We start from the raw sequence: 22,997 nt of genomic DNA, 5'->3' as shown, positions 1-22,997 counted from the left end.
CAGTTTTCATCTAATTTAAACTTTTCTGTCATGTGATCTGAACCAAGAGGGTCTCAATGGTGACACTGTCAGAGAGTCAGAGGGGTACAATCATTATTATGAACCTCCAACATAATACACATTAATAGGTTCTCCTGGTGGGTTTAATGGGACTTGATGATTTTGATTTCTCAGAGGGGGCCTGTGGGATATGTCATGCAATTCTCGCCAATATATCCAGAAGTGGATTTTTGGTTGAAACAGCAGAGTACCCTGAGGGTGTCAGGGCCTGGATAACTGACCCTTCAGGCGACTCTGTTGGGGAGGGTTCAGACATAACCTGGGCCCCGGCGATACTCGAGGCAGAGATCAATGCTGGTTTTCTGGAGGATGAGGTCGCAGATAAACTTGCACCCTTCCTAACAGATCGGAGAGACCAGATCCAGGTTGCAGAGATGTCTGGCTATGGTAGGGTTGTTAACACGGCCTCCAGGATAATATCTGATCTCTGGTCAGAGGGAGGTTCAGTCGAGGTCAGAAGGGACGGGCCTGGTATAGAGGTCGTCCTCTACTCTGAAGGGGGTGATGAGATTGTATCTGCAGCATCAGGGTTCTGCCCGGTCTGTGCAGTGAACATTGCAGCTTCAAGGGTGCCATCAATCAGAAGCAGGATGGCCTCCAGGAAATCCCGGAACACAGGGATGGAAAAGTATGAGAGGGGGGTGACCGGCAGGGTAGCCTGGAGACGAAACAGGATCCACGTGTCCCTCCTGGAGGATGGGGAGGTCATTGGCAGAAACTGGGGGTGCTGCATAGCCTATGCAACAGTGAGGGCTGAGATAGACGCTGGATTTGGAAGCCGAAGGTGGAACCGTATCTTTAAGAATTACTGCGACCTCTGTCCCCTGAAACATTTCTGGCTCGGAAAATCCATGGGCGCCCTTGGAAACAGGATACTTCAGAGGATGACCAGGGCCGGTGTGAGGGAACACGTCAGGATGGAAGATTATATAACTGTGGACATCCTATCTGGTGATAGGAGGGTTGCATGTGGTATAGGAACGCTCTGCTCATTCAGCGCAACCGTCAACGCACTCCTGAGATCCGATGCTTCCCTCATCCTGAAACCAGACCCTGCAGACGGGTTTCCATACCCCTAAGCTGTTGAGGTGTTCTCTGTGGGTGAACATGTAATAGAGGCCCTTGGAAAAAGCCGTGTCACCGTGCGTGATGGAAGGGTGGTTGATGTATCCGAGCCACTTATCGATTACTGTCCACTCTTTCATAAGTACCGTGGCATTGAAAAAATCACATCTGAGGCCATCCGTCAAAATATCGAGTTTCGCATTAAAGATTTCGGAATGTGTACTGCTAATCGTGAATTAAGAATGAGGGATTTTCTATCATTTGGCATCTCTGAGATAATCTCAACACTTCTCGAGGAGGGCGAGGTTGACGCAGCAGTCATGGTATGTGATGGTGCAGGCACAGTCATAGTCACCGAACCCGAACTTGCACAGGGAATAGGGGGCAGGATATCAGGAGTGGTGGAAACATCACCCGAGAAGGATGTTATAAAGTTTATAGGACCAGAAAAAGTCCTTGAACCCGAAGAAGCCACAATAGATCAGGTTAAGGGGGTTGAAAGGGCCCTTGAGATGGGCTATGATAGGGTGGCTGTCACCGTGGCTGACCCTGCAGAGGCAGAGAGGCTGAGGGGAATGGATGGAGGCGAGATCTACATATTCGCCGTCCACCTGACAGGGATAGACTACAGGGGCGCCGAGAAGGTGATTAACACAGCCGATGTTGTAACATCATGCGCATCAAAGTACATAAGAAGAATAGCCGATAGAAGGGCCCTCCTGAAGGTAGGATCAGCAATACCTGTATATGCATGCACAAAGAAAGGTAAAAAATTCATGGAACTCCGAATTAAAAGGATGGGTGGTATAAAAGATTCCGGGAAAAGTCCAGAATCTCCCCGCCCACTGGTATGAAATTACAGGTAATCTGCAAGGGCTTTTATTATGCAGCTCTGGGTTATGAGTCCAACGAGTCTACCGTCCCTGACAACAGGTATCCGCTGATATCCGGTATCTGCCATTATCCTGCTTATCCTGCTTATAGGAGTTTCCTCATCAATCACAACAAGGTCCTGGCTCATTATGTCCTTCACACGTAGCTTCAGGGCCTCGCCACCAGCAAGTAGAATGTCCCTGTGGGTTATGAGTCCAACAAGTTTATCACCCTCCACAACAGGGACGCCACCCACGTTCGCACGGACCATCTTGAGGTTGGCGGCTGCAACAAGGTCATCGGGGTGGGAAACAATAACATCACGGAGCATTATATCCCTTGCACGGAGCTTCCTGATCATGAAATTATTTTTATTGATATTCATATATTAAGATTGAGGGATCCAAAGTGACTCAGATGGAAGAAGCAAGAAAGGGCAATATAACCCCTGAAATGGAGGAGGTTGCCCGGAAAGAAAACCTTGACATTCAGATGCTCATCAGAGGTATTGCAGATGGCCGAATTGTCATACCCTCCAATATTAACAGGGAGTCATCACCCTGCGGTATAGGGGGGAACCTCTCAACAAAGATCAATGCAAATATCGGTTCATCCTCAAAGATAGAGGACATTGAACTTGAGGTTGATAAGGCACTCGCCGCAGTTGAATATGGTGCAGATGCCATAATGGACCTCAGCACAGGCCCCATGCTGAGGGATGTGAGGAGGGCTGTCATGGGTGCTGTTGACGTTCCTGTGGGCACGGTACCCATCTACGAGGCCGGTGTTGAGGCCTTCATGTCAGATGGAGCCGTTGTGGACATGGATGAGGATGACATGTTCAGGGCCATAGAGAACCAGGCCCGGGATGGTGTTGACTTCATGACGGTGCACTCAGGGATCACCATGGAAACCGTTGAAAGGGCTCAGAGATCAGGGAGGATAATGGGGATAGTTAGCAGGGGAGGAGCATTCCTTGCAGCATGGATAATCCACAACCAGGAGGAGAATCCACTATACAGTAACTATGAGTACCTACTGGAGGTGGCCTACGAGTATGATGTCACACTCAGCCTCGGGGATGGCCTCAGGCCAGGGTGTCTGGCAGACGCTTCTGACATACCCCAGATCAGTGAGCTCCTCACCCTTGCAGAGCTCGTTGAGAGGGCGCGTGATGCAGATGTCCAGTGCATGGTTGAGGGACCCGGCCACATGCCACTGGACCAGATAGCCGCCAACATGAAGATACAGAAGGAGCTCTGCGACGGCGCACCCTTCTATGTCCTGGGACCCATTGTAACAGATATGGCGCCCGGCTATGACCATATAAGCGCAGCCATAGGTGGTGCCGTGGCTGCGATGAACGGCGCGGATTTCCTCTGTTACGTCACACCTGCAGAGCACCTGGCGATACCTGGGGTTCAGGATGTTATTGAGGGTGTCATCGCATCAAGGATAGCTGCCCAGGCCGCAGATGCCGCCAGAAAATTACCAGGCGCATGGGAATCTGAGCTTGAAATGGCTGATGCAAGGAGGTCCTTTGACTGGGATAAACAGTTCAAAATGGCCTTTGACTCAAAAAAGCCATATGAATACAGGATGCAGTGCCCAATTGAGGATTCAGAGATGTGCTCAATGTGTGGCGAATACTGCGCCCTCAGGATACTGCGTGAAGACAGATGAATCAGCTCTCTGGAATGATTATTAGAGATCAGAACCATAGATTAATATGGTGGTAACATGGGATTCGAGCATGTTGAAGGTACTGAAAGGGGCAGCGTAAGGCTCTTTGCACTCAGCACATGCGGATGGTGCAAAAAGACACGAGAGCTGCTGGAAGAACTGGGCGTGGCCTATGATTACATATATGTCGACCTTCTTGAGGGAGAGGAACGTGAGAACATAATTGAGGAGCTTAAGAAGTGGAACCCATCCCTCTCATTCCCAACACTTGTAATAGACGATGAGGACGTGGTGGTGGGATTCGATCCACTCTCAATAAAATCATCCCTCAGGTAGGGATCATCATGAAGGATGAACTAAGGGCAATGTACAGAGAGGTTAGGGAATCCGCAGAGAAATCAGGTTATAAGCTTAATCCTGACAGGGAATTCGTGATGGAACTGCTAAGGGGGATGCTGGTTAACAGGAAAAGGTATGGTTATGATTCCTGCCCCTGCAGACTCGCATCAGGCAACCCTGAGGAGGACAGGGATATAGTATGCCCGTGTGATTACAGGGATGATGACATTGAGGAATACGGGACATGCTACTGTGGACTCTATGTAAGGGATGAGGACGTTGAGTTCAGATCCATACCCGAGAGGCGAGAAATGGGGAGCGCTCCTGTCAGGGCACCATCTGGCCTTAAGATACCCGTGCTGAGGTGCCGAATCTGCGGGTATCTCTGCGCAAGGAAGATCCCTCCTGAACCCTGCCCCATCTGTGGCGTTGCAGGAAAATTCGATGTTTTCATTGAATAGAGGAGTGTCTGGTCTTGCTTGAAGCATTCAGCGAAGTCAGAAAGGACATCAAATTTCTTTTCTCATCTGAGATAAGGCTCAGAGTTTTAATGGCGCTGATGGATGGCCCGATGGAACTCTCTCAGATGAGATCCATCATAAAATCGAGTTCATCAACAATTCTACACGCCATATATCAGCTCGAGGAGAAGGGTATGGTATCCAGGGTCAACCGTAAATATGAACTGTCATCAACCGGCAGGATAATCTCCCTCAAGGTTCAGGGGATCATAAGGACGATCTCAGTGGTCAGGGAACTCTCGGATTTCCTGCTTGACCATGACCTCAGGTCCCTACCGGAATCCCTCCTCTATAGTATAGAATCCCTTGAGGGGGCATCACTCCTCGAGGCAAAACCTGAAAACCTCACAGAGCCTTATGAGATCGTTGCAGAGAACGTCCTGAACTCCGGCAGGGTGTGGATAGTTTCGGGCGTTCAACACCCATTCTATGAGGACCTCCTGAAATCAGGGATAAGGACCGAGATGATACTCTCAGGGGATGTTGCAGATGCCCTTGAACTGGAGAAAGCAGGGGAAAATGTTAAAATCAGCACCATCGATTCTGAACTGAGGTTCAGCCTCATAATAACAGACACAGCAATGGCCCTCTCCCTCTTCATGTCCAATGGTCTCTATGATCCTGCGAGATTCCTCTTTTCAAGGGATGAGGAGGCAATAGGCTGGGCATGGAGACTATTCAGGCACTTCAGGGAGATGGCTGAAGTTCCAGCAGAGGAGGAGTGTCCTGCTGAATAGGGCTTGAAGAATAAGGGCAATGAGGTTTTACATGTTCAGATGAGTGAGGGGATGAGGGAATTGCTCTATATGGAACTTGCAGAGGTATACCACAGACTCGAATCAACCACAAAACGCCTTGAAAAGACTGAAATACTTGCGGAGCTCCTGAGGAGTGTTGATAAGGAACTTCTGCCTGTTGTAACAATTCTCATGCTTGGCAGGGTTTTTCCCATCTGGAGCGAGGAGGAACTTGGGGTTGGCATAAAGCTGCTCATGAAGGCTATATCCCTGGTTGTGGGGGTTTCCCTGGAGGAAATCGAGGATGAAATAAGGGAACAGGGCGATATAGGTCTTGCAAGTGAGAAACTCTTCTCCAGGAAAACTCAGACAACCTTTTTTTCACGACCCCTAACGGTCGAATTTGTTTACAGTAGACTGAAGGCCCTGGCATCTGCTTCCGGTGATAGAGCACAGTCAAAGAAGATAAACATACTGGTTGAGGTCCTATCGCAGGCAAAGCCCCTTGAGGCACGGTATATAACAAGGACGGTACTTGAGGAACTGCGGGTTGGCGTGGCAGAGGGTATAATAAGGGAAGCCATTGCCCGGGCCTTTGAGGTTGACCCTTCTCTCGTTGAGAGGGCCCACATGCTCACAAATGACCTGGGAATGGTGGCCTCTGTTGCAAGTGAGGAGGGGGAGTCTGGTCTTGGAAGACTCAACCTTGAACCTGGAAGACCCGTGAAACCCATGCTGGCACAGCTTGCCAGCAGCATAGAATCCGCCATAATGGAGCTTGGAAGGGCCTTCTGTGAAACCAAATATGATGGTATAAGGGTCCAGATACACAGATGCGGGGATGATATATCCATCTTCACACGGAGGCTTGAGAACATAACCGCGGCGGTGCCTGAGATACTTGAGGGTGTTGAGGAGGCCCTTCCCGATGATGACTACATAGTTGAGGGTGAAATCATAGTCACCATGGATGGGAGGCCAGCATCCTTCCAGTACATACTCCAGCGTGTTAGAAGAAAATATGATATAGGGAGACTTAAAAGGGAGGTTCCCCTCTCACTATTCCTCTTTGATGTCCTCTACCACAGGGGACCCCTGATTGATGAGCCCCTAAGAAGGAGGAGGGAGGCCCTTGAGTCAATACTCTCAGAGATACCTGGAAAGGTTGAAGCGAGTCGCATGGTTGATGTGGGTCCAGATAACCTTGATGATGCTTTATGGCTCTTCAAGGAGTCAATAAGAGAGGGACATGAGGGTATAATGATAAAGGATACCGAGGCACCGTACATACCTGGCATAAGGGGTAAGAAGATGCTTAAGTTTAAGGCGGAACCCGAGACCCTGGACCTCATTGTGGTCGGTGGCACCTATGGCAGGGGTAAAAGGGCACATCTGGTGGGATCCTATCTCCTGGCTGCTAGGGATGAGGATAGCGGGGATCTTGTTACGGTTGCACATGTTGCAACGGGTCTTGACGATGAGACACTCCAGCAACTCTCAGAGAGGATGGAAAAACTTGCCATTGAGAGGAAGGGACGGAAGCTTTTGGTCAGACCAGAAATAATACTTGAGGTTGCCTACAGTGAGATAGTGAAGAGTCCTGAGTATGAAAGCGGTTATTCCCTGCGTTTTCCAGTGGTGAAACGTATAAGGGACGATCTGTGCCTGGACGATGTTGATACAGTTGGACGCATAGAATCCCTCTTCCAGTCCGGGCAGCCAGAAGTTAGTAATATTTAAATAGTATATAGTATTAATAATTTCTATGGGAACCCTTCTGGATGATAGGAAACTGCTCATAATATCAGCCATGCTGGGACTCGCCGGGTTTACCGGAATGATAATCTCTTCGGCGACCCTCACACCGGACCTTATTAAAATAGCTCAGATTGAAAGGGGTATGATTGACAGGAAGGTTACAGTCGAGGGCACAGTGACTGATGTCCACGAATCAGAACACTCGGGGATCCTATTTCTGAAAATAAATGATGGCACCGGTACAATAACGGCTGTTATGTTTGAATCAACAGCAGAGACAATAAAGAGGAATGGCCCTGACCTTCTGCTGCTGAAGGGGATGAGAGTACAGGTAACTGGGAGGGTGAAGGAGTACAGGGGATTACTTGAGGTGGCCGTAGAGGAACCTTCAGGTTTGAGACCTCTCCCTGGTTATGGTTAACCTTCATCAATGTAAAGTGGCTTTAATCTTCTGTGTTTATGTCTATTATCAGTCCGTGGACCCCTATGGATGCTGGTATGAGGGGGGATGACTTCAGCCTCTTAACACCCTCAATCACATTCTCTTCCTCATCAGCTATTGGATTGAGAGCACTGATACTGAAATCCTCAATGACATCCTCCTCAACCCCGAGTTCCCTCATCCTTGAGACTATGAGATCCTCATCAAGGCGTGCCATCCCACAATCGGTGTGGCCGACTATGATGATCTCATTAACACCCAGGGCGTATATGGCAACTGCAGCGGATCTTATAACCCCATCATCCACAATGTTACCCGCGTTCTTTATTACCTTCGCATCACCCCTCCCGATCCCAAGGGCCCTCTCAAGGAGACCTATGAGTCTGGAGTCCATGCATGTGATGATACACAGCTTCGGGGAAGGTTTTAAATCTGACAGATCCTGGAACTTGAAGTCCTGATTTTTTCTGAGGATATCTTTAATAATCATGCTAACCCCTTTAATAATCATGCTAACCTTTAATAATCATGCTAACAAACCTCATCTACATTAGTTATCTATTACCTAATATGTATCCCTAATATGTATCTATTACCTAATATGGAGGGAAGAACATGGATATCTGGAGGAAGAGGGATGTATTCTTAATCATTTTACCGGCACTATTCGCATTTTTCCTGGCTTTAATACCCACATTAAAGTATGGTGTTCCGCTGACATGGGATATCTATTACCATATACATAATGCCACCCTTTACATGGAGAAGGGTATCGTGTTCTGGGATCCTCTAACCTACGCCCCCTATGGGAGACCCATATATTATCCGCCCCTCTTTCACATAATGCTGGTTTTTCTCACTAAAATAACCGGCCTGGGGTTTTTCACAGTCTCCAGATTCATACAGCCAGTGTTTGCATTTCTCATTGTACTGTCATTTTCATATGTCTCAGGAAAACTGTACGGACCTCTGGCAGGATTCTTAACAGGCATTTTCCTATTTTCAAGCCTGTTCTTCATAAGGATGATGTCCCCAATCCCTGAGTCCCTTGCGATGATATCCATCCCCATCCTTGTTTATGGGTACTACAAGTCCATGGAAAGTTGCTCAAGGCTTTACCCTGTTTTAACCGGCTTGCTCCTGGGGTTAATGTTAATGACCCATCTCCTTTCTGCCTCCATAATTTTAGCAGTGCTTACCCTCTCAACCATGGCCCTTTACATTGGGAGATATGATATCAGACCAGGGAATCTATTAATAATCCTCGGGTCCGGTCTTTTAGTTGCATCTGTCTGGTATGCACCCCTATAGTTAAATACGGTTTTGTATTCAGGTCACCGCCGACCAGTGCACTACATCTGAAGGGATACATCACCCATCTGGGGGTTCTGCTCACCATATTTTCATTGGCAGGAATTGTTCATGCGGCTGGACGGAGGGAGAAAAAGGATGTTATAATGGCTGTCTGGTCTGTATTCGTTCTGGCACTTACAGCTGGCCACCTTCTGGGTTTGAAGGTCCTCTCGGACCGGATACTGTACTTCGCCCTCTTCCCGATGGCAACACTGGGAGCCGCTCTTTTGACTTCAATACGGATAACTAATGGTAAATGGTCCTTTTACGCAATTATTTTGCTTATATCCCTTTACTGCATCTATGATGGTTACTCCCTTGCAAGCTTCATAAAACCCGCGGTTTCAGATTCTGAACTCGATATTGCAGAGTGGTTCAAGTATAACGGAGACCATAAGACTGTTGTTGTGTCTGACTACCGCATCCAACCCGCCATAGTTGCAGTTTCAGGGCAACCGGTATCGGCGGGCGGTTATGGGCCGGGAACCATCCGTTCGCTCAACGCGGAAAAGTATATCAGCAGCTTTGACTATACGAAGCATGATATAATGAGGGACAGGGTGGGCTACATAATCCTGGATAATGAGGACAGGACTCCCCCCTACTCCAGACTTGTTTACAGGAACAGGGACTTTTCTGTTTACAGAGTGAATGTCTGACTTTATCATATTAACATTTCAAATATTATCCAGTGAGGGGGCTGTTAAAAAAATGAAGAAACTCTTTGGTACATTCGGAGTTAGAAGACTTGCAAATGAGGTTTTAACACCTGAATTCGCATCAAAGCTTGCAGCAGCATACGGTTCAACTGTAGAAGGGAAAATAGCTGTTGGAGGAGATACAAGGACATCCACTGTAATGATAAAGAATGCTGTCATATCCGGCCTTCTTTCAAGTGGATGTGATGTTGTTGACCTGGGAATACTCCCAACACCGGCTGTTCAGTATGCAGTCAGAAAATATTATGATGGGGGGGTTATCGTAACGGCTTCCCACAACCCCCCACAGTACAATGGTATAAAATTCGTTGACTCAGACGGTATAGGCATCCCTGAAGAGATGGAGGAGGAAATAGAAAGGATATTCTTCAGCGAAGACTTCAGAAGGGCCTCCTGGGATAAAATCGGGAACCTCACATCAAATCCCTCCATAATCAGAGAGTACCAGGACGGTGTCATAGCGAGGGTTGATGCAGAGGCCATCCGCAAGAGGAAATTCAGGGTGGTGGTTGACTGCGGCTGCGGAGCAGCATCATACACCATGCCCTACATCCTCAGGAGACTTGGATGTCAGGTGATAGCACTTAACTCCCAGCCTGATGGGTTCTTCCCTGGCCGGGACCCTGAACCTGTCCCTGAGAATCTCTCTGAGCTGATGGATGCTGTGAGGTCAACAGGGGCTGATCTGGGGATAGCCCACGATGGTGACGCCGACAGGACAATATGTATAGATGAGAGGGGAGAATTTGTCCTCGGAGATAAGACCTTCGCCCTCGTTGAGAAGAGGATGCTCCAGGAAAATGGTGGAGGTATAATAGTCACCACAGTCGCAACATCCTCAGCAATATATGACATAGCATCAGAGAACAACGGCGAGGTAATAACAACAGCTGTAGGGGACCTCCTGGTGGCAAGAAAACTTAAAGAGACAGGCGGGCTGTTTGGAGGTGAGGAAAACGGTGGATTAATATTCCCTGACTTTGTGTATGGGAGGGACGCAGCCCTCACAGCTGCAAAGATACTTGAAATAATGGCCCATGAAGAAAGGCCACTATCAGAGCTTGTATCGGAACTACCCGCCTATTACTCCAGTAAAAGGAAGATAAAATGTCCCGATGAAATTAAAGGAGATGTGATGGACATGGTAAGTAAGATGCTGGCAGATGAGGATGGTGTAAGGGAGATAGATACTACAGATGGGGTTAAAATATTCAGAGATGAGGGATGGGTCATAATAAGGCCATCAGGAACAGAACCGATATTCAGATGCTTTGCTGAGTCAGAGACCCAGGAGCAGGCGGATGAGATGGCCAGCTGGGGCATATCCCTCGTCGAGAGGGCCATTAAAAAAACTTAAATAGTTGTTTAGAGGTTTTCAAGGCACTCCTCACGGAGTATCCCAGCATCCTCATTTTCAGGGTTTATCGTGAGGGCCCTGTTGAAGGCATCCAGGGCCTCATCGAATCTTTCGAGCTCAAGGAGGGCAACACCCATGTTGGTCCAGTAGACATCGTTCTCTGGTTCCATTTCAATGGCCCTCCTGTAGCATTCAAGGGCCTCATCGAATCTTTCGAGCTCAAGGAGGGCGTTACCCTTACGGTTCCAGACATTGGGGTCCTGTTCATCCTCAAGGGCAAGCTCAAGGGCACTGTTGTATGATTCTATGGCTTCTTCCATCCTCCCAAGGTCAGATAGCAGGTTTCCCCTGGCTGTCCAGACCTCGGCGTTCCTTGGATCAATTTCAAGGGATCGCTCATAGGATTCAAGGGCCTCCAGGGGTTTTCCTGCAACCTCAAGCATCACACCCCTCCAGTATAGGAGGCCCGGGTCGCCGGTTTTTATCTTGAGGGCCCTTTCACTGGCCTCAAGAGCATCATCCACCCTCCCGGCGTTAAGGAGTGTTATGGCCATGTTATTCCATATGTAGGGGTTCTCCGGTTCTATCATTATGGCCCTCCTGTAATTTTGAAGGGCCTCATCGAATCTCCCCAGCCTTGTGAGGTTGTCACCGAGCCTGTTGAGTATGTAGACGTCGTTGGGGTCCATCTTCAGGGCTGCAGTGTAGCATACCTCTGATTTACTGAATTTACCTGAATCAAATAGTATATCAGCCCTTCTTGTTATCATGGCCTTTTCATCGATTTTTTTACCCTCCCATTCATCCACAGGGAGTTTCCTGAACCGTATAACCTGGAATTCAGTATCATCCGTAAGTTCGCCCTGGTACATCCTCTTGAATTCCTCTTCGAGCTGCTTAGCATCCCTGAAGCCATCCTCCCTGGCCAGTTCATCGTTCCCTCTAAGTTCTCTGAAACTCACTGTTTCAACGTCTGTCACCACCGCCTCAAAGACCTTTTCACGGTCCTTTGAGACGAGATTCCAGTAGCAGTGGAGCCGGTCACCCACCCTGAGGGGCCTCTTCCATTTCCGCCTTATGGTCATTGTCCTCTTGCCTGTCACAAGGTCAATGTCCCTGCTGCTGAATGAGAGTATGGGCAACTGGTCTCCACCTCCGGGATTCAGTTAGTTATCATCTAATATCTTCTTCCCCGAATTCCTCTGTACGAATTTTAATCCTGCTGAAACGGTCCCTGATCTTCATTGCAATCTCTCTGAGTCTCCGGGGTGATGGAGGCTCTGTATCCTTTAGGGATTCATCAAGGATGGTTCTGTTCCTGAACTGCTGCAGGACATAGACATCACATTCGATTGTGCCTGCAATCAGTTCTATGTCATCGTCCTCCATGAGGCCAGGGACGAAGGTTGTGCGGCACTCCACTGTAACCCCTGAATCCCTGAGGATCTCAAGGCTCCTCATGACACCCCCTGCGCTGGCACCTGCAAGTTCAGGGTACCTCTGGAAGGGGGCCTTCACATCGATTGCAACATAGTCGAGGTGGGGGATTAGCCTTTCAAGGGATTCAGGGCAAGAGCCATTGGTATCAAGTTTCGTTGACAGTCCAAGGGAACGGGCATGTTCAAGGACAGCCTCAAGTTCATTTGCCTGGAGGAGGGGCTCACCACCACTCACCACCAGGGCTTCAACAAATTCAGAGTAACTCTCCACGTCATCAAGGATGGTTTCAAGGTCAGCTTCATAACCCCCATCTATGAGTTCAGGGTTGTGACAGTAGGGGCACCTGAAGTTGCAGCCGGCGGTGAATATAACCAGGGCGGTTTTACCTGGATAGTCGAGGGTTGAAACTGCCATCGAACCAATCTTCATTGGAATCACTGAATCAGTTCACCGAGGACCTCAAGGAACCTCCTATCCTCTTCCAGGGTTCCGACACTGACGCGTATCCAGTATTCATCAAGGCCTTTGAAGGATGTGCAGTCCCTCACTATTATACCATTCCTTAAGAGTTCCTCTGAAAGTTCAGCAGCGGTCTTACCTGTACCCCTCACGTCGATCAGTATGTAGTTTGCATATGATCTGAAAACCTTCAGTTCCTGGAATTTCTTCAATCCAGAGTAGAGGTACTCCCTGCTTTTTATGGAGTACTCAGTGGATTTCGCTATGTAATCCCTGTCCCTGATGGTTGCGAGGGCGGCTGCATGTGATAGCCTCGTCAGGCTGAAAACAGGCTTTACACGGTGCATGTACTCTATTATCCTGGGGTTTCCAAGGCCATAACCTATCCTCATACCTGCAAGTCCCATTACCTTTGAGAAGGTCCTCAGGATAAAGAGGTTTTCATGGTCAGGGAGGAGGTCAACGTTGTCCACACCAGCAAATTCGGTGTAGGCCTCATCAACAACTACCAGGGCATCTGTTGACTCCAGGACAGCCCTTATGTCCTTCTTATCTATCAGACCCCCTGTTGGGTTGTTTGGTGTGCAGAGAAAGACGAGTCGGGCTGATTCATCAACCGCATCCAGGACAGATTCAAGGTCGAGGCGGTTTTCACTGACATCCCAGCGCGCATGGATAACCCTCGCATCATGGGCCTGGAGTGTGTACTCATAGTACATGTAGGAGGGCATGGGCACCACGAAGGACTCGCCGGGGTCAAGGAAGGTCCTTCCCAGGACATCGATTATCTCATCGGCGCCATCACCACCCACGATAACCTGGTCCATTCCAACCCCTGCGTAGTCTGCTATGGCTTCTCTCAGGTCAGTGAGGGCTGACTCAGGGTATCTGTGGACAGATTCAAGTTCACGCTTCATGGCCTCCACCGCTGCGGGTGATGGGCCCAGGGGGTTCTCATTGGATCCAAGTTTAATTATTTCATCCTCTTTCAGACCATAGGCATCTGCAATTTCCTTTATGGATCTTCCAGGTACATAGGGTTCAATATCATTGATCTTATTCCGGATCTTTACCATAGAATCACTCTTGACTTTGATGCAATCCTGTTCAGATTATCGGAACTGGGATTCACGTGCCAGCAGAGCATACCTCCGGGCATTATCCCTTATTGATTCTATCTCCTCATCACTGAGTTCTCTCACAGCCCTTGCAGGAGTCCCGATTATCAGGCTTCCCGGTGGGAATTTCTTACCAGAGGTTACAACTGAACCGGCTCCGACGATGGAGTTCTCCCCTATAACCGCACCGTTCAGGATGGTGGAGTTCATACCTATGAGGACGTTATCTTCAACCATGCACCCGTGCAGGACCGCTGCGTGTCCCACAGATACATGGTCACCGACCCGGACAGGGTATCCATGACTGGTATGGACGACGCAGTTGTCCTGGATGTTTGAGCAGCATCCTATCTCTATCGGTTCGAGGTCACCCCGCAGGACTGCATTGTACCATACAGAGGAACAGTCCCCGATCCTCACATCACCCACTATCCGGGCGCCTTCAAGTACCGTGAAGGCCATCCAATCACCTGTACTCCCTTTTAATGTACTCCTGTTTGAGGATCACAAGCGTGTTTGAGGGCACATCCCTTGAGATCACACAGCCCGCCCCTATGCAGGAGTCCCTGCCGACCTTGACGCCAGGGTTGAAACTTGAGTTTATACCTGTCTTGACACCATCAGCAAAGACAGCCCCCAGCTTCCGCCTGCCGGTCTCCACGAAATCATCCTTTACCATCATCCTGACGGGGCCGTCATCAAATCTCAGATTGGCTATGTTGGTCCCTGCTGCTATGTTACAGTCCATGCCTATAACTGAATCACCGACATAGCTGAGGTGGTTGATGTTTGTACCATCCATTATGATTGAATTCTTAACTTCCACGGCGTTCCCTATACTGACACCGTCACCTATACATGTGTGTGCCCTTAGGTAGGAGTTGGGGCCTATATCGCAGTTCCTTCCTATGTAGACCGGCCCCTGGATGTAGGTGCCTGACCTTATAATGGTGCCCTCTCCGATGGCTACGGGGCCATGTATGGTCACACCATCCTCAACCTCACCATCCAGGGAATCCTCCAGGTCCCTCATGAGCCTCTCACTCGCCTCAAGGAGTTCCCATGGCCTGCCGACATCTATCCAGTCCCTCTCTGATATTATGGCCCTCACAGGGAGGTCATCCCTCACCTGCATCATGATGGTGTCTGTTATCTCGTATTCCCCCCTGCTGGATAGTGGTGTTCTCTCTATATAATCAAAGACAGCCGGGCTGAATACGTATATACCTGTGTTTATAAGGTTCCCTGCCCCTGAATCGGGGCCTGGTTTCTCTATGATCTCCCTTACACGGTCACCCTCAACCCTGACGACTCCGAAGGAGGTGGGGTCCAGGACCTCCCTGAGGACCATGAGTGTTTCAGGTTTCCTCTCATTGTATGTTCTGATCAGATCCTCCATTAGGCCGGGATCCGTTATGATGTCCCCGTTAAGTACAATGAATTCATCATCTATAAGCTCAGAGGCGTGACCTATGGCATGGGCTGTCCCAAGGCGTTCCTCCTGTCTGATGTAGGTTATATTGACTCCGAATCCAGATCCGTCGCCAAAATGATCCTTAACGGCCTCCTCATGGTAACCTGTTATCATCACAATATCATGGACACCGCTATCCCTGAGGGCGTCCACACTGTACTGGAGTATGGGTTTACCTGCAACCGGCAGCATCGTCTTGGGTCTTGTAAGGGTGAGGGGTCGCATCCTGGTCCCCTCACCTGCTGTTAGAATAACGGCCTGCATATCATCACCCTATTAGGTTTTCAAGGTAACTGCGGGTCCTTTCATGTATATACCTGGCTTTTTCCTCTGTCTTTCCCTCAAGGGTGATCCTGATGTAGGGCTCTGTCCCTGATGGCCTCACAAGCACCCAGCTCCCATCATCCATGGATATCCTGACGCCGTCAATGGTGTTAACATCCGAGGTTTCCCTGAACTGGTCACTGAGCCCGGCGGCCACCCTCTCCATTACGCTTTCCTTCTTTCCATCGGGGCAGGGGACCTTGTCCCTCATGTTCGGGTAGGAGGGAACCTCCTCAAGCAGCTCTGAGAGGGGTCCCCTTGAGGCTACAAGTTCTGCCACCCGGAGGGCTGACAGTATACCGTCGGGGCACATGCAGAAATCAGGGTGCAGCCAGGTACCTGAGGGCTCCCCTCCAAATCTGGCCCCCTCCTCTGCAATGGCGCTGGCCACATGCACATCACCCACACGGGTCCTTATGACCTCACCGCAGTCCCCGAGGCATTCATCAACACAGAGGGACGCATCAACCGTGGTTATTATCTTACCTCCAATCTCCCTTGCCATGAGGGCCAGGAGCTTATCGAAGCTTGCGAATCTCCCCTTGTCATCAATTGCAACCATCCTGTCAGCGTCACCATCGTGGGCTATCCCCAGATCAGCCCCTGTTGACCTCACAGCATCCATCAACTCAGAAAGATTCTCAGGGACCGGTTCAGGGTCCCGGCCAGGGAAGAACCCATCAGGCTGGGAGTTAAGTGTTATAACCCTGCACCCTGCCTTTCTGAATATGAGGGGCGAGAGATGGGATGCTGCTCCACATCCAGAGTCAATGACGACCTTTAGGGGTTTTTTAATCTCCACGGTTTCAAGGACCTCCCTGACATACTCATCCCTGATATCTATTGAGGATATTGAACCCAGTTCATCCCAGCCCTTCCTTTTGAAGTCCCTGCTGTGTATTATGGCCTCTATTATCCTCTCCTGTGATGGGCTGTAGGCCATCCCGTCAGGGTTCCACAGCTTTATACCGTTGTAGGGGGCGGGGTTATGGGATGCAGTTATCATCACACCTGCATCTGCACCCAGCCTGGATGCTGCGTAACCCACGAGGGGTGTGGGGACCATCCCGAGGCGTGTAACATCACAGCCACATTCAATTATGCCGGCGGTCACGGCGTTCTCCAGGAGCTGACTGGAGGTCCTTGTATCGTAGCCCACAACGACCTCCCCCTCACCACCGAGGTGGGTTGCCAGGGCCCTCCCTGTGTCAACTGCAAGTTCCAGTGTGACCTTCTCTCCGAAGCGGCCCCTTATACCTGATGTACCGAAGAGTCGCGGTTTTTTATCCTTCATCTTAAGCCCCGAATTTTTCCTTTTTGTTCATGAGGTCAAGGAGTATGTCCATGACATCGGATCCCCTTATCCTGCACAGACCGCCACCTGCAGCGGCCCTCTCACCGAAGGAAGTGACGTCATCAACACGGACCTCCGGCCCGCTTATGGTGATGGGCACAGGGTCACCTGTATGGTCCATGACCGATACAGGTGTTGAGTGGTCCGCCGTCAGTATGAAGTAGACATCATCATCTATAAGATCCCCGAGGATGGAGTCAACCCTCTCAATGAAGCGGACCTTTCCCTCAAGGTCGCCGTCGTGTCCAGCCTCATCAGCTCCATCGATATTTATGAGGAGGAAGTCATAGTCAGCGGCAAGTGTACTGGATATGGCATTCTTTATGCTCTCAAGGTCTGTGTCTATTCCACCGGTGGCACCCTCAACATCTATCACATCCATGCCTGTGAGATGCCCTATACCCTTTATGAGCCCTGTTTCAGCTATACATGCCGCATTCAGACCGTAGCGCTCATGGAATTTCTCGACGTGGGGGACGGCACCTGCACCCCTGGGGAGTATTATGTTCGCAGGGGCTTCACCCCTTTCGATTCTATCGATGTTGACAGGGTGGTCCCTGAGTATTTCATGGGATTCCTTAACAATCCTGTTGAGGACCTCAGCGGTCTTCTGGGATTCCGGGGATCCATCGAGTGCCTTTATTTCCTTTGGAGGTTTTCCCTCAACCTTGGGGTCTGCATCGGAGACCTTATCTCCGAGTCCGGGTCCCCTCAGCACCAGAACGGCCCTGTGGCCTGTTGATTCCCTGAATATTATTTCAACGTCCTCGAAGCCCTCGATGGTCATAGAATTTATGGCGCGGGCTATGCTGGAGGTCCGTGACCTTATACGGCCGGCCCTCCTGTCGGTTATTATCATATCATCGTCTGCAGTTGCGAAGTTGCATCTGAATGCAATGTCCCCGGGCTTCACATCAAGGCCAACACCCGCCGCCTCAAATGGCCCCCGTCCAGTGTAAACCCTGTATGGATCATATCCCAGGATAGAAAGGTGCGATGTGTCGCTTCCTGCCCTTACACCAGGTTTTATTGGGTCCATTATCCCGTTGATACCTGATTCTGCTATCCTGTCCATATTGGGGGTGCTGGCGGCCTCCAGTGGTGTTCTGCCTGAGAGTTTCTCAAGGGGGCGGTCAGCCATCCCATCTATTATCATTATTACCCCTTTCATGATTAACCCACCTTCCTAGATTTATGGATCTCTATGCTAAAATAATTCCTATAACTGCCCCTGTAACTGTTGCCAGGAGGTTCACATGTTCATTGGTGAGGTACCTCCTCCTTTCAAGGACGGCACCCAGGAGACTGTCCATGAAACAACCCACGGTCCCTGCAATCACAGCTATTTTCATCGATTTGAGTGGATCAGGGCACACGCCAAGTAAAAATGCTGATAAACCGATTATGCCCGCTCCAGCTATACCTGCAGCGGTTCCAAGAGATGATATCCCTCCATCAGTCCCCGGCTCCACCCTCCTAAGTGTAGTTATGAGGCGCGGGGTCTGGAGAACCCCGATTTCACTCGCCATGGTATCTGCGGTGGCGGTTGCAACGGATCCTATGAAGCCTCCAACAAAACCGTCATAGTATCCAAAGGCAGCCATTATGAAGGGAACTATTCCATTTGATATGACGTTCTTGGCGCTTCTTGTTCCCTCAAAGACACCGAGCTGCTTCTTGTATCCATGTCTGTACTTTGTTGACAGGAGGCCAAGAACCAGGAAAATAAAAATAAGAAGGAGCCAGTTAAAACCGGCTGATAATATTATGAGAAGACCCATAAGGATCATGAAAAGGGATCCCCATACATCAAGGGCACCTCTATAGTAGGTTAAGAATCCAATGAACACGCACAGGAGTACGTATCCAATGTTGAGGTCTGTCATGGGGGTCCCGATCCCTTAATTAGGCTGGTTCCTCCAGAACCCTGCTCTTTATTATTTCAACCCTCTTGAGGGGGTAGATCTTCTTGGCCTGGTGGTATATCTCTGAGGCGATTTTTCCTGTTACAATACCCTCCACGAGTTCCTCGAAGGTCTTCTCTGAGGCGATTTCCTTCAGGTGTTCCTCTATGCTCTGCCTCATGTATTTCTGCTGTGAGGACTTCGCCCTCCTGATTGTTATGGCCAGCGGATGGACCTTAAGTTTGTAACCATCCTTTGTTTCAACTATGACGGGGGCATCTATCCTGCTTGTACCCCTGCGTATCATGCTCCGGACGTAGTCTGTTGTAACCTGGTGGCCTATGAATCTGGTCGTGGCCTCACTGCCGGCGACATTGTCTATCTGGAACTTCAGCTTAACGTACTGCTTTGAGAAGTCTCCGGTCAGTTCCCTCATGGTGGCTTCAACCCTCCTCTTGAGGAGGAAGTCAGGGTCCCTTGAGGGTGTTGTTCCTATCTCGTTCTCTCCAAACATTTTAGGACTCTTTATCACATACCATTTCTTTTCCTTCCATGTATCACGTACTCTCCTTCTTCGAGCCTTTGCCATTATATCACCTTAATCTTTAACACCGTAAAAACAGCTGGATTTAACATAAATTCAAAAAATTCATTATTAACTGGTTAACCATGATCTAGAGTTACATACACCGCCAGTATGGAATACTCTATAATTATGGTAAGGGAGTATTTAAATCTTGACATGGGTGGGTGATGGTGGCCCAGGGATCTGATCATGGATTGATTCATGCGGCGGTCCAGCTCTTTATCAGGTCCCATCTGCAGTTTTGGCGGGGATTTACAGTGACTTCATGAATTCAGTGTGTCTGATCCACCTGTCAAGCACCTCCTCAACCGGGCCCTCATCGGCCACAAATTTTATACCTGCATCTTCAATCCCGATCTTACCCTTGAGGCCGGCCTGTACAGCTATTACAACATCACAGTCTCTTATGGCATCAAGGGCCTTCATCCACTGATGCTTACCGGTTTCAGAGATGTCAACGGTCCGGCTCTCCAGGAATCTTGGTTCACCTTCAGTGTACTCATACACGAGGAACCGGGAGGCCCTCCCAAAATGGAGGTCAACCTCCTCCCCGCTGGAGGAGGCCAGTGCTATCCTCATTTTAAGAACCGCCATTTATCCTCTTTATGAGTTCAGCAACGTTTTCCCCGAAACGCCTTATGGTCTCAATTCCCTCACTGTCATCTTCAACCTCGCCGGGGGCCCATCCAAACACCATGTTCCAGTAGGTTGAACCGGGCACTATCATGTCGTTTATGAAGTAGAACATCAGGAGCTCCTGTATCGTTGCGGTGTGGCCTCCGCGCCTTGCAACTGCAATGGGGCCACCTACCTTCCAGCTCAGGAATCCATCTGAGGCCCTTGAAACCATCCCTATCCGCTGCAGCGCCGCCATCAGGTCGCCCCTGGCAGTCCCGAAGTAGACTGGTGTTGCAACTATGAATCCCTCGGACTCACGTATCCTGTCGATTATCTCGTTGAGTCCATCATCTATCTTGCAGCGATGCTTCTTTGCACAGCTAAGACAGGCTCTGCAGGATTCGATTTTCATACCACGGAGTGATATTATCTCTGTTTCAACACCATGGTTTTCTATTGCATCCCTGCAGTGCTCAAGAACCATCATGGTGTTACTCTTCTTCCTTGGACTTGCAGATATCATTAAAACCTTCATATAACCCCTCCTTAGCCATCATTAATATCTGCACCTCTGAGAGCATCCGGGCATGGACATGGTTGCTCCATTTTGAGGTCTCTGATTGCAGCATCAATGATGTCTATGAGTTCATGTTTCTTCTCATCCATGATCTCAAGGACCTCTGTTATGGTGAGCTTGCTGGATGAGATGGATGCAGCATAGTTAGATACGAGGCATAGGCTTGCATAGCACATCTCAAGCTCCCTTGCAAGGACGGCCTCTGGCAGTCCGGTCATGCCAACCACGGTGCCCCCGAGGGCCCTGAACATCCTTATCTCTGCAGGTGTTTCAAATCTGGGGCCCTCGGTGCACACGTACACTCCCCCATCAATCACACCAGGGTATCCTGTGAGGGCGGAGCGTAGGTTCCTGCAGTAGGGCTCTGTCATGTCTACATGCACCGTCTTCTCATCATAGAAGGTTGATGGCCGGGACCTGGTGAAGTCGAGGAAGTCCTCGGGCACAACAAAGTCACCAGGCCCTATTGATCTTTTAAGGGATCCCACGGCGTTTGTTGCTATTATATGTCTGACCCCCAGTTCTTTGAGGGCCCATACGTTGGCCCGGTAGTTTACCCTGTGCGGGGGGTTGTCATGGCCAGGTGAGTGTCTCGGTATGAATGCAACCATCTGCCGGTGGAGTTTGAAGATGGATATTTCAGGGGTTTCACCGTAGGGGGTGGAGATGGATTCCTGCCTCTCCACCCTCCCGTGTTCAACTATCTCGTATACACCGGTACCTCCAATGATCCCTATCATTTATTCACCCCGCCTATCCCTTGGCAACGCCGAGGGGGAGCATCCTGGCCACGAGGCGGGATATGCCTGTTTCATGGGCTGTCCTCACAACGACGTCCACGTCCTTGTAGGCCCCCGGGGCCTCCTCTGCAACCACAGGCATGGAGGTGGCCCTCACATATATGCCCTCACTTTCAAGTTTCCTCTGGACCTCCTCGCCCCGGTAGGTCTTCTTGGCACCTGCACGGCTCATCTTACGGCCGGCGCCGTGGGCGGTTGAACCGAAGGTTTCCGCCATGGCGACATCTGTCCCGTGGAGGAGGTAGGATGATGTTCCCATTGTCCCGGGTATTATAACGGGTTGACCGATTTTTCTGTATTCCCGGGGTATCTCATCCCTTCCAGGTCCGAATGCCCTTGTAGCACCCTTTCTGTGGACGAATAGCTCTGTATCACGACCCTTTACTGTGTGCACCTCCTTCTTGGCTATGTTGTGGGCCACGTCATAGAGTATTTCCATCTCCATGTCCTCTGCAGTCATGCCGAAGACAGCCTCAAATGACTCCCTGACCCAGTGGACTATCATCTGACGGTTGGCCCAGGCATAATTTGCAGCAGCTGCCATGGCCTGGAAATAATCCAGGGCCTCATCCGAATCCACAGGGGCGCATGCAAGCTGTCTGTCAGGTATGTTTATCTTGTACCTCTTGTATGCCTTGTCCATTAGCCTGAGGTAATCTGAGCAGACCTGGTGACCGCAGCCACGTGAACCAGAGTGTATCATGACGGCTACATTTCCCTGGCTCACACCGTAGGCCCTGGCTGCTTCCTCATCGAAGATCTCATCAACCATCTGGACCTCAAGGAAGTGGTTACCTGAGCCAAGGGATCCGAGCTGGGGTATACCCCTTTTCTTGGCCTTCTCACTGACCTTTTCTGAGCTGGCATCCTCCATTTTACCATTTTCTTCCAGGTATTTGAGGTCCTGGTCCCAGCCGTATCCGTTTTCAACGGCCCATTCAGCACCGTTTTCAAGGACCTCATCGATCTCACCTTGTTTCAGACGTATCTTCCCCTTACTCCCAACACCGGAGGGGACATTGGTGAAGAGAGTGTTTATGAGCTCCTTTATCTTTGGCCTGACATCCTCATGGTTGAGGTTTGTCCGGACCATCCTCACACCACAGTTTATGTCGAACCCAACACCTCCAGGGCTTATAACCCCTGTACGGGCGCTGAAGGCACCAACACCCCCAATACTGAAGCCGTAACCGAAGTGAATATCTGGCAGTCCAATTGAGAACTTCTGGATGCCGGGAAGGCATGCAACGTTGGCCACCTGATCAATGGCGCCCTTCTCAAGGTCCCTGAGGGCCTCCTCACGCAGGAAGATCCTCCCGGGCACCCGCATTCCCTTCTTGTATGATGTTGGAACTTCCCATACGGATTCTCTCACCTTAACCAGTTCTTCATGTATACTCATGCAAACCATCCTCCATCATTTCTTCGCATATAAA

The 22,997-nt window shown here is 49.9% G+C and carries 26 protein-coding genes; 11 read left to right on the top strand and 15 right to left on the bottom strand.

Annotated elements, in window-relative coordinates:
* Positions 1–146 precede the first annotated feature (146 nt).
* Both DNK57_RS03370 and DNK57_RS03365 read left to right on the top strand, forming a co-directional pair.
* Positions 147–1,139 carry a hypothetical protein gene (locus DNK57_RS03370; protein ID WP_192961635.1) on the top strand — a complete coding sequence of 331 codons (993 nt, stop codon included), beginning with the start codon at positions 147–149 and terminating at the stop codon, positions 1,137–1,139.
* Between the two features lie 18 nt (positions 1,140–1,157).
* Positions 1,158–1,979 (top strand): methanogenesis marker 8 protein, encoded by an 822-nt coding sequence (locus tag DNK57_RS03365; protein ID WP_192961634.1) that lies wholly within the window; start codon positions 1,158–1,160, stop codon positions 1,977–1,979.
* A 2-nt stretch (positions 1,980–1,981) separates the two neighbouring features.
* On the opposite strand, the gene DNK57_RS03360 is transcribed toward DNK57_RS03365, so the two are convergent.
* Positions 1,982–2,359 (bottom strand): CBS domain-containing protein, encoded by a 378-nt coding sequence (locus DNK57_RS03360; protein ID WP_048061093.1) that lies wholly within the window; start codon positions 2,357–2,359, stop codon positions 1,982–1,984.
* Positions 2,360–2,406: 47 nt separating this feature from the next.
* Between DNK57_RS03360 and thiC the strand changes: the two genes are divergently transcribed.
* From thiC to DNK57_RS03330, 6 genes are read left to right on the top strand one after another with little or no spacing between them, the layout of a single operon-like run.
* Positions 2,407–3,681, top strand: coding sequence for a phosphomethylpyrimidine synthase (thiC, locus tag DNK57_RS03355; protein WP_192961632.1), 1,275 nt, complete (start codon positions 2,407–2,409; stop codon positions 3,679–3,681).
* Positions 3,682–3,738: 57 nt separating this feature from the next.
* Complete coding sequence (locus DNK57_RS03350; RefSeq protein WP_192961631.1) at positions 3,739–4,017, top strand: glutaredoxin family protein; 279 nt, start codon at positions 3,739–3,741, stop codon at positions 4,015–4,017.
* An 8-nt stretch (positions 4,018–4,025) separates the two neighbouring features.
* The gene (locus DNK57_RS03345) at positions 4,026–4,481 is read left to right on the top strand and encodes a ferredoxin-thioredoxin reductase catalytic domain-containing protein (RefSeq protein ID WP_192961630.1); all 456 of its coding nucleotides are present in this window, start codon (positions 4,026–4,028) and stop codon (positions 4,479–4,481) included.
* A gap of 14 nt (positions 4,482–4,495) precedes the next feature.
* The gene (locus DNK57_RS03340; protein WP_192961629.1) at positions 4,496–5,278 is read left to right on the top strand and encodes a helix-turn-helix transcriptional regulator; all 783 of its coding nucleotides are present in this window, start codon (positions 4,496–4,498) and stop codon (positions 5,276–5,278) included.
* A gap of 60 nt (positions 5,279–5,338) precedes the next feature.
* Positions 5,339–7,018, top strand: a complete 1,680-nt coding sequence (locus DNK57_RS03335) for an ATP-dependent DNA ligase (RefSeq protein ID WP_192961814.1) — start codon at positions 5,339–5,341, stop codon at positions 7,016–7,018.
* A 25-nt stretch (positions 7,019–7,043) separates the two neighbouring features.
* Positions 7,044–7,457 carry an exodeoxyribonuclease VII large subunit gene (locus DNK57_RS03330; RefSeq protein WP_192961628.1) on the top strand — a complete coding sequence of 138 codons (414 nt, stop codon included), beginning with the start codon at positions 7,044–7,046 and terminating at the stop codon, positions 7,455–7,457.
* A gap of 22 nt (positions 7,458–7,479) precedes the next feature.
* On the opposite strand, the gene DNK57_RS03325 is transcribed toward DNK57_RS03330, so the two are convergent.
* Positions 7,480–7,968 (bottom strand): beta-class carbonic anhydrase, encoded by a 489-nt coding sequence (locus tag DNK57_RS03325; protein ID WP_192961627.1) that lies wholly within the window; start codon positions 7,966–7,968, stop codon positions 7,480–7,482.
* 125 nt (positions 7,969–8,093) lie between these two features.
* On the opposite strand from DNK57_RS03325, the gene DNK57_RS09015 reads away from it, so the two are divergent.
* The 3 genes from DNK57_RS09015 (at position 8,094) to glmM (DNK57_RS03315) (ending at position 10,907) form a co-directional block, all read left to right on the top strand.
* Positions 8,094–8,789: a hypothetical protein gene (locus tag DNK57_RS09015; protein WP_226891025.1), complete on the top strand. Its 696-nt coding sequence runs from the start codon at positions 8,094–8,096 to the stop codon at positions 8,787–8,789.
* A gap of 95 nt (positions 8,790–8,884) precedes the next feature.
* Complete coding sequence (locus DNK57_RS09010) at positions 8,885–9,490, top strand: hypothetical protein (protein ID WP_226891024.1); 606 nt, start codon at positions 8,885–8,887, stop codon at positions 9,488–9,490.
* 52 nt (positions 9,491–9,542) lie between these two features.
* The gene (glmM, locus tag DNK57_RS03315) at positions 9,543–10,907 is read left to right on the top strand and encodes a phosphoglucosamine mutase (protein WP_192961626.1); all 1,365 of its coding nucleotides are present in this window, start codon (positions 9,543–9,545) and stop codon (positions 10,905–10,907) included.
* Positions 10,908–10,915: 8 nt separating this feature from the next.
* Here glmM (DNK57_RS03315) and DNK57_RS03310 read toward each other — a convergent pair whose 3' ends face one another.
* From DNK57_RS03310 to DNK57_RS03250, 13 genes are all read right to left on the bottom strand, one after another.
* Entirely contained in the window at positions 10,916–12,049 is a 1,134-nt protein-coding gene (locus tag DNK57_RS03310) for a tetratricopeptide repeat protein (RefSeq protein ID WP_192961625.1), read from the bottom strand.
* A gap of 31 nt (positions 12,050–12,080) precedes the next feature.
* Entirely contained in the window at positions 12,081–12,776 is a 696-nt protein-coding gene (locus DNK57_RS03305) for an anaerobic ribonucleoside-triphosphate reductase activating protein (RefSeq protein WP_192961624.1), read from the bottom strand.
* A gap of 5 nt (positions 12,777–12,781) precedes the next feature.
* On the bottom strand, positions 12,782–13,882 hold the full coding sequence (hisC, locus tag DNK57_RS03300) for a histidinol-phosphate transaminase (RefSeq protein WP_192961623.1): 1,101 nt from the start codon (positions 13,880–13,882) through the stop codon (positions 12,782–12,784).
* Positions 13,883–13,918: 36 nt separating this feature from the next.
* On the bottom strand, positions 13,919–14,386 hold the full coding sequence (locus tag DNK57_RS03295) for a gamma carbonic anhydrase family protein (protein ID WP_192961622.1): 468 nt from the start codon (positions 14,384–14,386) through the stop codon (positions 13,919–13,921).
* Between the two features lie 4 nt (positions 14,387–14,390).
* The gene (glmU, locus tag DNK57_RS03290) at positions 14,391–15,662 is read right to left on the bottom strand and encodes a bifunctional sugar-1-phosphate nucleotidylyltransferase/acetyltransferase (RefSeq protein ID WP_192961621.1); all 1,272 of its coding nucleotides are present in this window, start codon (positions 15,660–15,662) and stop codon (positions 14,391–14,393) included.
* A gap of 4 nt (positions 15,663–15,666) precedes the next feature.
* Positions 15,667–17,016: a phosphoglucosamine mutase gene (glmM, locus tag DNK57_RS03285; protein ID WP_192961620.1), complete on the bottom strand. Its 1,350-nt coding sequence runs from the start codon at positions 17,014–17,016 to the stop codon at positions 15,667–15,669.
* Position 17,017: 1 nt separating this feature from the next.
* The gene (locus DNK57_RS03280; protein ID WP_192961619.1) at positions 17,018–18,247 is read right to left on the bottom strand and encodes a 2,3-bisphosphoglycerate-independent phosphoglycerate mutase; all 1,230 of its coding nucleotides are present in this window, start codon (positions 18,245–18,247) and stop codon (positions 17,018–17,020) included.
* 31 nt (positions 18,248–18,278) lie between these two features.
* Positions 18,279–18,962, bottom strand: a complete 684-nt coding sequence (locus DNK57_RS03275; protein WP_192961618.1) for a TIGR00297 family protein — start codon at positions 18,960–18,962, stop codon at positions 18,279–18,281.
* Positions 18,963–18,981: 19 nt separating this feature from the next.
* On the bottom strand, positions 18,982–19,569 hold the full coding sequence (locus DNK57_RS03270; RefSeq protein ID WP_192961617.1) for a 30S ribosomal protein S3ae: 588 nt from the start codon (positions 19,567–19,569) through the stop codon (positions 18,982–18,984).
* Between the two features lie 249 nt (positions 19,570–19,818).
* Positions 19,819–20,160 (bottom strand): NifB/NifX family molybdenum-iron cluster-binding protein, encoded by a 342-nt coding sequence (locus tag DNK57_RS03265; RefSeq protein WP_226891023.1) that lies wholly within the window; start codon positions 20,158–20,160, stop codon positions 19,819–19,821.
* On the bottom strand, positions 20,147–20,719 hold the full coding sequence (locus DNK57_RS03260) for a flavodoxin family protein (protein ID WP_226891022.1): 573 nt from the start codon (positions 20,717–20,719) through the stop codon (positions 20,147–20,149). Before DNK57_RS03260 ends, DNK57_RS03265 begins: the two co-directional genes overlap by 14 nt.
* A gap of 11 nt (positions 20,720–20,730) precedes the next feature.
* Complete coding sequence (gene mtnP / locus DNK57_RS03255) at positions 20,731–21,501, bottom strand: S-methyl-5'-thioadenosine phosphorylase (protein WP_192961616.1); 771 nt, start codon at positions 21,499–21,501, stop codon at positions 20,731–20,733.
* Between the two features lie 13 nt (positions 21,502–21,514).
* Entirely contained in the window at positions 21,515–22,963 is a 1,449-nt protein-coding gene (locus tag DNK57_RS03250) for an RtcB family protein (RefSeq protein WP_192961615.1), read from the bottom strand.
* Positions 22,964–22,997 lie beyond the last annotated feature (34 nt).

This window comes from Methanothermobacter thermautotrophicus, from assembly GCF_014889545.1.
In the GTDB taxonomy this organism is placed as follows: Archaea; Methanobacteriota; Methanobacteria; order Methanobacteriales; family Methanothermobacteraceae; genus Methanothermobacter; species Methanothermobacter thermautotrophicus_A.
Note: the sequence above shows the minus strand (reverse complement) of the source record. Positions and strands in the feature narration are given on the sequence as shown.